This is a genomic window from Erythrobacter sp. S267 (assembly GCF_057365045.1).
This window is the reverse complement of sequence record NZ_CP200298.1, coordinates 2947687-2960582: the sequence shown is the minus strand read 5'-3', so window position 1 is coordinate 2960582 and position 12896 is coordinate 2947687. Positions and strand designations below refer to the sequence as shown.

12 protein-coding genes are annotated in these 12896 nt (G+C 60.5%); 3 read left to right on the top strand and 9 right to left on the bottom strand.

Translation table 11 applies throughout. The annotated features are described in order from the left end of the window. Positions 1–112 precede the first annotated feature (112 nt). A complete protein-coding gene (locus AC0V6X_RS13955) occupies positions 113–1018 on the top strand; it encodes an energy transducer TonB (protein ID WP_486185150.1) in 906 nt (301 codons plus the stop codon). 15 nt (positions 1019–1033) lie between these two features. Here AC0V6X_RS13955 and AC0V6X_RS13950 read toward each other — a convergent pair whose 3' ends face one another. The 6 genes from AC0V6X_RS13950 to AC0V6X_RS13925 all read right to left on the bottom strand — a co-directional run bounded on the left by AC0V6X_RS13950 (position 1034) and on the right by AC0V6X_RS13925 (position 8479). Continuing rightward, positions 1034–2305, bottom strand: coding sequence for a DUF445 domain-containing protein (locus AC0V6X_RS13950; RefSeq protein WP_486185590.1), 1272 nt, complete (start codon positions 2303–2305; stop codon positions 1034–1036). A 144-nt stretch (positions 2306–2449) separates the two neighbouring features. After that, positions 2450–5980, bottom strand: a complete 3531-nt coding sequence (locus tag AC0V6X_RS13945; protein ID WP_486185149.1) for an efflux RND transporter permease subunit — start codon at positions 5978–5980, stop codon at positions 2450–2452. A 13-nt stretch (positions 5981–5993) separates the two neighbouring features. After that, on the bottom strand, positions 5994–7190 hold the full coding sequence (locus tag AC0V6X_RS13940; protein WP_486185148.1) for an efflux RND transporter periplasmic adaptor subunit: 1197 nt from the start codon (positions 7188–7190) through the stop codon (positions 5994–5996). Between the two features lie 302 nt (positions 7191–7492). Continuing rightward, entirely contained in the window at positions 7493–7759 is a 267-nt protein-coding gene (locus AC0V6X_RS13935) for a GlsB/YeaQ/YmgE family stress response membrane protein (RefSeq protein ID WP_486185147.1), read from the bottom strand. An 85-nt stretch (positions 7760–7844) separates the two neighbouring features. Beyond that, the gene (gene sciP / locus AC0V6X_RS13930) at positions 7845–8144 is read right to left on the bottom strand and encodes a CtrA inhibitor SciP (protein WP_486185146.1); all 300 of its coding nucleotides are present in this window, start codon (positions 8142–8144) and stop codon (positions 7845–7847) included. After that, on the bottom strand, positions 8144–8479 hold the full coding sequence (locus tag AC0V6X_RS13925; protein WP_486185145.1) for a hypothetical protein: 336 nt from the start codon (positions 8477–8479) through the stop codon (positions 8144–8146). Before AC0V6X_RS13925 ends, sciP begins: the two co-directional genes overlap by 1 nt. A gap of 160 nt (positions 8480–8639) precedes the next feature. On the opposite strand from AC0V6X_RS13925, the gene mnmA reads away from it, so the two are divergent. Then, entirely contained in the window at positions 8640–9824 is a 1185-nt protein-coding gene (gene mnmA, locus AC0V6X_RS13920; protein ID WP_486185144.1) for a tRNA 2-thiouridine(34) synthase MnmA, read from the top strand. Here mnmA and AC0V6X_RS13915 read toward each other — a convergent pair. Beyond that, entirely contained in the window at positions 9821–10171 is a 351-nt protein-coding gene (locus AC0V6X_RS13915) for a hypothetical protein (protein WP_486185143.1), read from the bottom strand. The two genes, mnmA and AC0V6X_RS13915, sit on opposite strands and share 4 nt — an antisense overlap. Before the next feature lie 35 nt (positions 10172–10206). On the opposite strand from AC0V6X_RS13915, the gene AC0V6X_RS13910 reads away from it, so the two are divergent. Then, positions 10207–11361, top strand: a complete 1155-nt coding sequence (locus tag AC0V6X_RS13910) for a serine hydrolase domain-containing protein (RefSeq protein WP_486185142.1) — start codon at positions 10207–10209, stop codon at positions 11359–11361. A 4-nt stretch (positions 11362–11365) separates the two neighbouring features. On the opposite strand, the gene AC0V6X_RS13905 is transcribed toward AC0V6X_RS13910, so the two are convergent. Then, the gene (locus tag AC0V6X_RS13905; RefSeq protein ID WP_486185141.1) at positions 11366–12190 is read right to left on the bottom strand and encodes a PhzF family phenazine biosynthesis protein; all 825 of its coding nucleotides are present in this window, start codon (positions 12188–12190) and stop codon (positions 11366–11368) included. 7 nt (positions 12191–12197) lie between these two features. Beyond that, positions 12198–12860, bottom strand: a complete 663-nt coding sequence (gene pdxH / locus AC0V6X_RS13900) for a pyridoxamine 5'-phosphate oxidase (protein WP_486185140.1) — start codon at positions 12858–12860, stop codon at positions 12198–12200. Between the last annotated feature and the right edge of the window lie 36 nt (positions 12861–12896).

The following is a 12896-nucleotide window of genomic DNA, read 5'->3' as shown; positions in this document are numbered from 1 at the left end:
AACTTCACACCGTCTATACGGAACCAAGGCCCCCGCAGCGCAGCTTTTGCTCTTGCGGGGGTTCTTTTCTGTCTGCTTTATTGCGGCCCGTGGAATACATTGGGGCCGCAGAATGAATTCTAGACTTGGCAGAGCAATTCGATGGGCGGCGATCGCAGCCCTTGGCTCAGGGGCTCTTGCCGCGAGCCCGGCCATGGCGGACGATCTGGTGCTTGAAGCGGCCTCTGACTGGCGCCTTCGTGAATATGAAGATCGCTGCCGCGCCAGCCGCACTTTCGGCGAAGGCGAGAACCGCACGTCGCTCTGGATCGAACAAAGCGGCGAAGAGCCCTATTTCAATCTCACGCTGATCGGACGGCCGCTGCGCAACCCCTTCGGCAGAGGGGTACGGCTCCAGTTCGGCGAGGAGTCCGAAATCATTCGCAGCTTCATCGCAACCGAATCCAGCCGTGGTCGACCCGTCCTAACCATGTTCGGGGTCGCGATGATCCAGCCCGACATGGAAAGGGATGACGAGAACTCTGAGCAGCGCAAGCAGCAGGCACAGATTCTTGAAGTTATGGAGAAAGCAAGAACGGGTGGGATCACCACTTTGCGCCTGAGAACCGCCGTGGTCGAGCCTATTGAACTGCGATTAGGCTCCCTCTCCGAACCACTCGCCTTTCTAGAGATTTGCTCCAAGAATCTCAGCACAACGCTCTCAAGCGCTGGACGTGATCGCAGTGGGCTGGCTGCTCCCGCCTCCGCGATTGATGACGGGAACTGGCTGCGCCCGAGCGACTACCCGCCCTATCTAATACGCGCCCGGATGGAAGGAACGATACTCGTCAGGCTTACCGTCAACACCCAAGGTCGAGCCAGCTCCTGCTTCGTGGTCAATTCCGAGCGTCCTCAGTTGTTCGCCGACGCCTTTTGCCAAGCTTTGTTGAGGCGTGCACGATTTGAACCTGCCCGAAACCCCTCTGGAGAAGCGGTCGCATCCTATTATACGTTGCGAGTGAACGCGCGGGTTAGGTGAACACCCCAAAAGGCCTCACATAAAGCTGACGATGAAGTGCAGAGTCATTCCGACCAGCCCTCCTACAATCGTGCCGTTGATGCGAATGAACTGAAGGTCGCGGCCTACTGCGTTTTCGATCCGGCCGGTGATGGTCGTGGCGTCCCAGCGCTTGACCGTTTCTGAGACTAGAGTGACGATTTCCCCGCCATAGCGTGTTGCGATTCCCACTGCTGTGCGGCGGGCGAAGCGGTTGATCTGCGTTTGCAACCGTACATCCTGCTTCAACGCTTTGCCCAGGTCTGACAGACCCCCACGCATATCATTGCCAAGCCCGCTTTCCGGATCGCGTGCGCGGCGGATCAGCGATTGGCGGATGCGCTCCCAAACGCCCATCCACCATTCGGCGACCGCTGGATTCTCAAGCACATCGCGCTTCATATCCTCGACCCGCGCGCGGGTTTCGGGATCATGCTGCAAGTCTTGGGCGAGCTTCTCGAGCCCCTCTTCCACCTTGCTGCGGATGGGATGATCGGGATCGACCAGCACTTCGGCGAGCAGCTTGTAGAGCCCATCCAGCACGTTGGAAGAGATCGTCTTGTCCAGCCCTGCCCAGCGCAACACGCCGTTGACGCGGTCATGGATGATGGTGCGGACGGTTTCCTCATTGTCTTCAAGCGTGAGGCCCGCCCAGCGCACAAAGCCTTCGATCAGCGGCATGTGACGGCCATCGGCGATCGCGCTTTCCAGCATTCGCCCAGCCAGTGGAGACACATCGATCTTGGCAAGCTGGTTGCCCAACCCCGCGCGCACTTGATTGCCAAGCCTATCCGGATCGAGCGATTCGAGCACTTCGGCCAGCAGCTCTGCCGCGCCGCCGGTGATACGCGAGCTGGAGACTGCGCTTGCCTTATTGGGGCTCTCGACCAGGAAATCGCCCACTGCGCGTGCGACATTCATGCCGGACATACGGCGGGCAACGACGGCGGGAGTGAGGAAGTTCTCCTGAAGGAACTGCGCCATTGTGTCGGCAATGCGGTCCTTGTTGGACGGAATGATCGCTGTGTGCGGGATCGGCAGGCCGAGCGGATGGCGGAACAAGGCCGTCACCGCGAACCAGTCCGCGAGCCCACCAACCATTGCAGCCTCGGCAAAAGCGTTGAGATAACCCCAAGCAGGGTGCGCTCCGGGAGCGACTGCCGGGCCGTGGGTCGTGAAAAACACCGCCGCCATCGCCGCAAGCAAGCCTGTCGCCGACCACCGCATCCGGCGCGCACGGTCGGGGCTAAGCGGCTCTCCGCCAAACATGAGTGGGCGCGCCACGGGCTGCGCTTGGTGGCGGGTTTCAGAAGTGGAGCTTGCGGTGCTGGCCATAGTTACGTCCAACCACCCACATAGGAACCGAGCCCTGAAAAGTCAGGCCCGGCCGCAATGGAGCGGTCCAACTGGGCTTTACTCGGCAGGCTCAGCTCCGCCCTCTCCCGGGGGCAGCCTTTTGGCGGGAACCGGCAGGGCAGGCCGCTCTGGTTCGGGCAAGGCATCTGCATAGGGGCGATCCTCATCACCCGGCTTGTAGGTGAGCAGCTTCTGACGGAGCCATGGTCCTGCGCGGCGCTCAAAACCGTCGGCCAGACTGAAGCCCGCGGGCACAATTACCAGAGTGAGCACAGTCGACATGACCAGCCCGCCGATCACCACAATGCCCATCGGCTGGCGCCATGCACCATCGCCGGTGAGGGAAATTGAAGTCGGGATCATCCCCGCAGTCATCGCGACCGTGGTCATCACAATCGGCTGCGCACGCTTGTGCCCTGCCTCCATAATCGCCTCGAGCTTGGCAGTCCCGCGCTCCATCTCCTCAATCGCAAAGTCGATAAGCAGGATCGAGTTTTTGGAGACGATACCGAGCAAGAGCAGGATCCCGATATAGACAGGCATCGATTGCGGCATGCCAACCAGCCAGATCAGCATTATCCCGCCAAGCGGTGCGAGCGCTAGTGAGGTCATATTGACCAGCGGGCTCATCAAACGTTTGTAGAGCAGGACAAGGCAGGCGAAGACCAACAGAACACCCGCGATAATCGCCACCGTCAGGTTGCTCATCAGCTCCTGCTGGATCTCATCCTCTCCCACGGCATCGCGCAGCACGCCGGTTGGCAGGTCCTGGAGGATTGGCAGAGCATCAATCTGAGCCTGCGCATCGCCTTTCAGTACGCCCGCCGCCAAGTCAGCCCCAACCAGAACACGGCGGTTCTGGTTCCAGCGCTGGATCGTGGTTGGCCCCGAGCCAAACTCAATGTCAGCCACGCGGCTCAGCGGTACAGTCCCGCCGCTGATGGTGGGAACAGGCAAATTCTCAATTGTGCTGAGTTGGCTGCGCGCATCATCGCTGAGCTTCACCCGGATCGGGATCTGCCGATCGGAGAGCGAGAATTTCGCTGCGTTCTGCTCAATCTCACCCAATGTCGCGATGCGGATCGTCTCGCTCAGCGCGATAGTCGATACGCCAAGCTCCGCCGCGATCTGCTGATTGGGGGTGATGATGATCTCTGGCCGGCTAAGGTCCGCCGTGATCCGCGGGGCAACGATCGTATTGATCCCGCGCATCTGCTCAATCAGCGTTGAGGCCGTTTCATTGAGCAGCACGGGGTCAGAACCTGCAAGCATGATCGTCAAGTCACGGCCAGAGCCGCCACCGCCAAATGACTCCGCGACAAAACGAATGCGCGCGTCTGGGATGGTATTGAGAACCGGGGCCATCTCGCGCTGGAAGTCGATCGAAGAACGCTCGCGATCTTCTTTCAGCGTCACGTAGATCGTCGCGCTGCCAATGCTGATCCGCTCCAGCGCAAGCTCAACCTCTTGTTGCTCGTAAAGCAGATCAGCGACCTGATCGACGACTCTCTTCGTGCCTTCGAGAGTGGTGCCGGGCACCATCTCAATCGCAATTTCCGCGTTGGTATCATCGATGTCGGGTTGGAACTGGCCGGGCACCGTTCCAAACAGAACCATCGTCACAAGGAATGAGAACCACCCCATGCCCAGCATCCACACTCGGTGGTCGTAGAAGCGCGCGGTGAGATATTGGAAGCTTTGCCGCAAACGGCCAAAAGTGCCAGCAGGCAGTTCAATCAGTTTGAACACCAGCCACGCGACAAGGAAGGCAATGATCGAGGTGAAGAGCAGCAGCACGATCTCGAAAATCTTGGCCACGAAGCCATGGACAAAGCCAAACTCATCGTCCGACACCGCCATGCCGACGCTACGCGGAATGTCGAGATCGCCAAGGAAGCCCCACAGGCCGAACATCACAACGGCCGGAACAATCAACAGCAGGATAGTCACCAGCAGCAGGCTGAACGTGTAGAGCCAGCGGTTGCGCGGCCCCTCCACTTCAGAACGCAGCTGACGCATTTTGCCCCGATCAAGCGTCCACGCGAGGATACGCAGATATCGCTCCATCCACTTGCCGCCGCCATGGTCCGCATGGCCTTTGGCCGAAAGGAAATAGGCCGCCATTAGCGGCGTGATCATTCGAGCCACAGCTAGCGACATCAGCACCGCAACAACGACGGTCAGACCGAAGTTCTGGAAGAATTGTCCGGAAATGCCCGGCATCAGGCCAACGGGCAGGAAGACCGCGACGATACAAAAACTGGTCGCAACCACCGGCAGGCCGATTTCGTCAGCGGCGTCGATACTGGCCTGATAGGCGGTTTTGCCCATCCTCATATGTCTCACGATGTTCTCGATCTCCACGATCGCATCGTCGACCAACACCCCGGCCACCAAGCCCAGCGCCAGCAGAGACAGGAAGTTCAGGTTGAACCCAAGCAGGTCCATGAAGAAGAAAGTCGGGATCGCCGAGAGCGGGATCGCGACCGCGCTGATAAAGGTCGCGCGCCAGTCGCGCAGGAACAGGAACACAACCACAACTGCCAGCAAAGCGCCTTCGATCAGGGCGCGCATGGAGCTGGAATACTGGCTCTCTGTGTATCTGACGGTGTTGAAGAGTTCGATGAATTTCAGGTCGGGATTCTCAGCCTGGATCTGAGCGATTTTCTCCTTGGCATTGGCATATACCGTTACGTCCGACGCTCCGCGTGCCCGGCTCATGTAGAAGTTCACGACTTCGCGATCGCGCACTTCGCTGATCGACGTGCGCTCAGAGATACCGTCGCGCACTGTCGCGACATCAGCCAAACGCACAGTCCGGCTCGCTCCGCCTCCACCGTATTGGATGGTTCGCTGGGAAAGCTCATAGGCCGTTTCATTGTTGCCCAGAACACGCAGCGATTGCCGTGTTCCGCCGACTTCGGCGAGGCCGCCAGCTGCATCGATATTGTTCGCCCGCAGGACGCGGTTGATGTCGGACGCAGTGACGCCCAGCGACTGCATTTTGGCGAGATCCAGGATGACCTCAATCTCCCGGCTAACGCCGCCAAAACGTCCCGCCTCGGCCATGCCTGGAACGTCGAGAAGGCGCTTGGATACCGTGTCGTCAATGAACCAGCTAAGCTGTTCAATCGTCATGTCAGTCGTTTCGACCGCGTAGATTCCAAGGAACCCGCCAGAGACCTCCGCTTTCGTCACCCGCGGTTCAAGGATACCGTCAGGCAAAGACCCGCGCACTCGGTCGACCGCGTTCTTGACCTCGGTCACAACCACATTGGGATCGGTGCCGATTTCGAACTCGACGAATGTATTTGAGCTACCCTCTCGCGCGGTGGAGGATATCTGCTTCACCCCATTGATCGAACGGACCGCGCTTTCGATCTGCTGAGTGATCTGGTTCTCGATCTCAGTCGGAGCAGCTCCGGGCTGAGAAATGTTGATGCTGACCCCGGGAAACTCAATCTCTGGATTGTTGACCACATCCATGCGAGCAAAGCTGATCATCCCGGCCAGCAACAGCGCGGCAAAAAGGACCAGCGGGATAACCGGGTTTCGGATCGACCAAGCAGAGAGATTGCGGAAGTTCATGGGGGATGACCTTCTATTCGCTGTCCTGGCGGCGCGGGTTCACCGTTTCACCGGGGTTGAGGAAGCCGCCTGATTGTAGCACGACCATCTCGCTGCCCGAAATGCCGTCAGTTATAGCGATCCCATCAGGTGTCGAAATGCCAATCGTTACCGGGGTGCGGGTCGCCTTGTTGTCTTCGCCGATGACGTAGACGAAGCTGCCTTCATCGTCGGACAAGACCGCGCTTTCAGGCAAGACTGTGGCTTCGATAGAGCCGCTGTCGATTTGCGCAGTGGCAAAACCGCCGGGGCGCAGAGCAGGTGAGAACGGCAGCGCAATACGCGCAGTGGCGAGGCGCGTACGCTCATCCACTGTCGGGGAAAGCTGCCAAACCTGCCCGTCAAAGTTGGTATCCGAACCCGCCGGAGTAACTCTTGCTTGGACGCCTTGCGACAAAGTTGCGATCTGATCCTCGCTCAACTGTGCAAGCATCTCCATTTCACCGCCGCGCGCAATTGTGAACAGCGCGCCTGAGGCAGCGCCAACGGTCTGACCGGGCTCGACATTGCGGTCGAGGACATAGCCTGTGGCAGGAGCAGTGATGTTGAGTTGGCTGTTGCGAGCACGGGTCTCTGCGAGCTGCGCCTCTGCCACTTTTACGCGGGCTGATGCCGCATCGCGGGTTGCAGTGAGGCGGTCGACATCGGCTTTGGAAACGAAGCCGCGCTCAACAAGCTGCAGTGCACGCTCCAGATTGGCCTGCGCAAGACTTGCATCAGCGCGCGCAACTTCGATTTGGGCGGCTTGCGCAGCGGCTTGCTGGGTCTGCACTGAGCGGTCGATCACGGCCATGACCTGACCTTGCTGAACCCAGTCACCGGCATCGACGCGCACGCTCAAAACCTGTCCGCCCTCACCAGCCACTCCGACCGGCATGGGGCGACGTGCAGCGAGAGTGCCGGGAGCCTCAATCATCCCGCTAACCGATGTCGTGCCCGGAGAGATCACGGTCACGACCGGTGCCTGATTGGTATCATCACCTGCGCTATCTGATCCTCCGCCGACAATAGCGAAATAGGCAGCCACAGCGAGCAGCAGGGCGAACAGCAATCCACCCGAAATCAGCAGAATCCGGGTAAGCGACGACGAGCCTGCGCGATCATGCCGAGCAGAGAGATCAGCAGAGACGCCGTCCTGCGCTTCGGATTGAACCATGGTCGAGTAGTTCATCTTTTTTCCCTTATCCGGCCGTAAACCCGGTTGGCCTTTTGGCCTGTCTTACCCACGCAGTGTATTATAGACATAAGTCACCCTGCGCAATCCCCGTTCTTCGTCCTGTTAGTTCAGGCCACTCAAAGCGCAATCAGGACATCGACTGACAACTTTGAGCCTAGACGAAGGGGATTGGCGCTCCTCAATCAAACAAGTGACCGTAACGCGTCTGGTTCCGCCAAAAACAAAGGGCAGCGCAGCCTTCCAGCCTCGCCGCCCCTAGTTTTTATGCCGACTGCAGGCGCAGACGCTGAGTGCTCCTAGCCTCTTTTCTTGATTTGGCGATAAACAAACAGAAGCACGACCGATCCGATCACTGCCGCAATGAAACCAGGGCCTTCGCCTGGACCGTACCAGCCCAGAAAGTTGCCGATAAAGCCCATAGTGACCGCGCCAGCGATACCCAGAAGGATAGTCATGATGATGCCGCCGCCATCTTTGCCCGGCATCAGGAATTTTCCGATCGCGCCAGCAATTCCGCCGACGATGATCCAGCCTAGCCAACCATACTCACCCAAAAGTTCCATAAAAAACGCTCCCACATTGAATGCGGGAGCGCGCTAGCAAATTAATGCAGGTCTGCGAAGCTCTAGTGAGTTCGCGGCATTGAGCTCAGTATTTCAACTGCCGCTCATAGAGGTCGCGATAGTGCTGGATGCGAGTGACGCGAAGGCCCTGCATGCCCGAACGATCAACTGCGCGCTGCCATGAGGCAAACTCTTCCAGCGTAAGGCTGTAACGCTCAAGCACTTCGTCGATGGTCAGCAAGCCGCCATTGACCGCAGCAACCACTTCAGCCTTGCGACGGACAACCCAGCGCTTGGTTTCAGGCGCAGGCAGGTCGTCAATCGTCAACGGCTCGCCGAGCGGACCGATCACTTGTGCGGGGCGGATGTCTTGGTTTTCAATCATCAAACTTCTCTCGCATCGTCTGACTGAGGCCCTTGCTCTGGTGTTGAGCTGCTACCTGTCATTGCATTTGTTATGTCAGACGAGCCTTTAGGTTGCTCTAAAACAACAAGGTTAACGTCACCTTCGTATTCGTCTCGCGCATTCAGGAAAGCGGCGGCAGCATCGGCAAATTCACTTCCCGAACCACTGGCATCCTTCTGCAAGACCCGCCGCAAGTCGCGCGCAGCGTTAAGCCGCGCGGTCAGCTCTGCCCAATCCAAGGCGCGCAGCGGCGATTCTTCCGCGAATCGCGCAGCCTCATTTAGTGGGACAGACGGTGGAGACTTTTCGAACATGAGCGTGGCTATAAGAGCCGGAAGTCAAGATGTGGTAAAACTCGCCTTTACCACTGCTTAGGATTAGGCCGCGGCGTTTCGTCACCGATTGGCGACGAATTGGGCCACAGCTTAGCAGGGTGGCGAAACAGCAGCGACTTGCCTATATGGCGCGGCAATCATGTCTGCAGATGCAACTCTTTCCGTTTCCACAGGAGCAGCCAGCCCGTTCGGGCTCGACACAGCAGCCCTGTTCGACCTGCCGCGCCCGGCGTCAGAATGCCGCATCGTCGTTGCAATGAGTGGCGGGGTGGATAGCTCGGTTGTGGCGGCTTTGGCGGCGGATACCGGAGCCGAGGTGATCGGCATCACGCTCCAGCTTTATGATTACGGTGCTGCCACGGGCCGCAAAGGTGCGTGCTGCGCGGGCGATGACATTGCGGATGCGCGCGCCGTCTCTGATCGGCTGGGCATTGCGCATTACGTCTTCGACCATGAGAGCGCCTTTCGTGAAGATGTGGTCGAACAGTTCGCCGACGAATATTTAGCCGGCCGAACCCCAGTGCCCTGCATCCGCTGCAATATGGGGCCCAAGTTCACCGACCTGTTCCGCATGGCGCGCGAGTTAGGGGCGGATTGCCTGGCGACCGGGCACTATGTTCGCCGCGTCGAAGCAGAAGGCGGCCCGCATCTTTACCGCGCGCATGATCCATCTCGCGACCAGTCCTACTTCCTCTATGCGACCACGCAAGAGCAGCTGGACTACATCCGCTTCCCGCTTGGCGGCCTGCCCAAGACCAAGGTGCGCGAGCTGGCTGAGGCGGCTGGCTTGCGCAACGCGATGAAGCCCGACAGCCAGGACATCTGCTTTGTGCCCGACGGCAATTACGCCGGCATCGTCAAGAAGCTGCGTCCCGAAGGCGGCGTCCCAGGCTCCATCGTCCACGCAGCAACCGGACAGGTTCTGGGCGAGCACAAGGGCATCGTCCACTACACGGTGGGCCAGCGCAAAGGCCTAGAGATCGGCGGCCAGCCCGAACCGCTTTATGTTATCAACCTCGATGCCGCGACCCGCGAAGTGCGCGTCGGGCCCAAGCGTATGCTAGGGGTTGAGAGCGCCGAAGTGATCGAGACCAATGCGATCGGCACGGTGCCCGCAGGCGTGCAGCTGACCGCCAAGGTTCGCAGTCTCGCGAAGCCGGTGCCGGTAACGCTCGAAGGGCCACTCGGCGACAACGCCACGGTTCACCTGCGTTTCGCTGAGCCGGAGTTCGGCGTTGCTCCCGGACAGGCCGCGGTGATTTATGCCGACGACCGTGTGATCGGTGGCGGCTGGATCGACTCTACCGAAGCGGTCAGCAACTAAGCGGGCCACTCCTCCAGCACGCAGCCATAGCCTTCGCGATAGGTGGCCGTGGTGGAGGTGATGAGCGGGAAGGTAGCGGTCACGCTCTTGGCTTCGACATCATCGGAGAGGCTGACAAGCTCCATCCCGGCGAGCTTGTCTTTGCTGCAGTCATCCAGATCGCGGCCGGCGACAAAGCGGCACGAACATGCGACCCGCGCTGCGTAGGAGGTACCGACGCTGGCATAGCCATTGATCGGCTCACGATAGATGTTGAAGGCAATGCCGAGCGCAAGGACGATGAGGCCAATGATGGTGATCGCGATGGGCTTCTTGCCCCATCCAGCCGATGCGCCCGATTTTGCCATTGCTTTCACCGATCCCTTGTTCGATTGATTGCGCCATGATGGCTCGCATCCGTTCCTCTACCGCCGCTTTTGCGCTCCTGCCAGTCCTTGCTTTGGCCGCTGCTTCGTGCGGTGAGCCTGCACAGACCACGCTGCCCGAACTGACCGAGGAGGCCAAGGCTGCCGTCACCGCCGATGCCGGTGCTCCGCGTGACCAGCTGGCGCGCGAGGTGGATGACCTCTTCACCAAGGACGGCCTTGGCGAAACCCGCGCCTTCCTGGTCCTTGCCGATGGCAAGGTCGCCGCTGAGCGTTATGCCGATGGCTACGATGCCGAGACCCGCTTCATCAGCTGGTCGATGGCCAAGACCGTCACCGCAGTCCTGATCGGAATGCTCGCCGCTGACGGTTTGCTCAGCGTCGAAGAGCCTGCCCCGGTGCCCATGTGGCAACGGACTGGCGACAGCCGCGCTGACATTACCCTTGAGCACCTGCTCCAGATGCGCGCCGGATTGCGCCATACCGAGGCCGGCGACCCGCCCTATGAGAGTGCCGAGGTGCGCATGCTTTTCCTCGACGGACGTGATGACATGGCCAAGTGGGCGAAGGAGCAGCCGCTTGAAGCTGAGCCCGGCGAGATGTTCGAATATTCCTCCAACACCACTGTAATCCTCGCCGATATAGCCGCCCGCGCTCTGACCGATAGCGAGGACCCTGAGGCTCGGCGCAAGGCGGTTGCCGACTACCTTGAGACCCGCTTGTTTGGACCACTCGGCATGACCTCCATGGTGCCCGAGTTTGACGCGTCCGGCACGCTCATCGGCGGGTCGCTAATGCACGCCACGGCCCGTGACTGGGGCCGCTTCGGCGAGTTTCTGCGCGCCGGAGGTGAAGCCCCCAATGGCGAGCAACTGGTCCCGCGCCGCTGGGTCGAGGCGATGACCCAGCCCAGCCCAGCCTCGGCGCATTACGGCTATCAGACCTGGCTCAACCGGCCCAATCCCGACCTCGAATGGCCCCACCCGCTGTTCCCGGCCCGCGCGCCGGACACGATGTTCGCGTTGATTGGGCATATGGGGCAGTATGTGCTCATCTCTCCCGAGCAGAAGCTGACCGTTGTGCGGCTGGGCCATTCAGACAGCGAGCAGCGTCCACCGATGTTGCAGCAAGCCGCCGATGTGATGGCGTTGTATCCGGTCGCTGGCGAATAGCGCCTCAGAGCAGGAACGCGCCCTCCACCACCGTTACACATGGCCCGCCGAGCCAGGCGCGGTCTCCGTCCAGACGCAAGGTCAGATCGCCGCCGCGCGTACTGGCCTGATGCGCCTTCAAGTTGTTGCGGCCCAGCCGGTCGACCCAGAACGGGGTGAGGAGCGAGTGGGCAGAGCCCGTCACGCTGTCCTCATCCACTCCCCCACCCGGCACAAAGACGCGGCTGACGCAGTCAAAGCCTGATCCTGCATCACCCGGTGCGGTCGCGATGAACTGATCGGGGCCCATTGCGCCCAGAGCACGGATTTGAGGGTCGAGCGCGCGGACCTCGGCTTCGGTCTCGTAGAGGAAGATGTGATAGCGGATTTCCGCCCCGGTCGGGCGGTAGATCGCCACCGGATTGCCGCCCATCAGCGCCGCAGCCTCGGCGCTTTCGCCGGGAGCAGTGATTGTTGCTGGCAGGCCGACCTCATACCCATCGCCATCCTTGCGCACTTCGAGGATGCCCGACTTACGCGTGCGAAAGGTCACTGCGTCGCGACCCTCTCCCCATTCGTGATGCGAGAGCAGCACGTGGCCCGAAGCAAGCGTCGCGTGGCCGCACAGCGCGATCTCATAGGTCGGCGTGCACCAGCGCAGCTCCCAATCGGCCTCGCCGCTGGCATTCGGGACCAAAAAGGCGGTTTCGGCGAAGAGGTTCTCGCCGCCGATCTGCACGAGGGTCTCGTCCGGCAGCCACTCGTCCAGCACCATCACCGCCGCCTGGTTCCCGCCAAAGGGAGAGGCGCTGAAGGCATCGACGTGCCAATAGGGAATAGTCTGCGTCATGAAGTCCTCATGGATATAGGAGCGTGTCCGTCCAACTGTCCGCTTCCCGAGTGAATAGGCGGCGGTCGTGGAGGCGGTTGTCGCGGTCGATCCAGAACTCGATCCGCTCTGGGCTAAGGGTAAAACCCGTCCAGTGCGCGGGGCGCGGCACCTCGGCTGCGTCGGAATGCTCCTCCCACAGCGCCTTCACCCGGTCGAGATAGGTCTGGCGTTCCGGTAGCGGACGCGACTGGTCGCTCGCCGCTGAGCCAACCTGGCTTTTATAGGCGCGCGAGTGAAAGTAGGCATCGGCGCGCTCCGGCGTGACTTCGGTCAGCGGGCCTTCGATCCGGATCTGGCGGCGCTGGCTCTTCCAGTGAAACAGCAGGCTGGCCTGCATATTGGCGCGAATTTCCCCGCCTTTGCGGCTGTCGGCATTGGTGAAGAAGGTGAAGCCGCCCGCGTCGCCTTCCTGTGCGCCATGGCCTTTGAGCAGCACCATCCGCACCGATGGTCGCCCGTCCGGGGTTGCGGTGGCAAGCGCCATAGCGTTGGGATCATTGGGCTCGCTTGTCTGAGCCAAAGCAAACCACTCATCGAACAGCGCATAGGGATCAGCGCCCGCCGGAATGACGCTATCGGCCAGCTGCGCATCATCGAGTCGCTCGATCTCGCTCGTCTTGTCGTTCATCGCAGGGCTCCGTTAGCTGTCATTTGACACACCTGA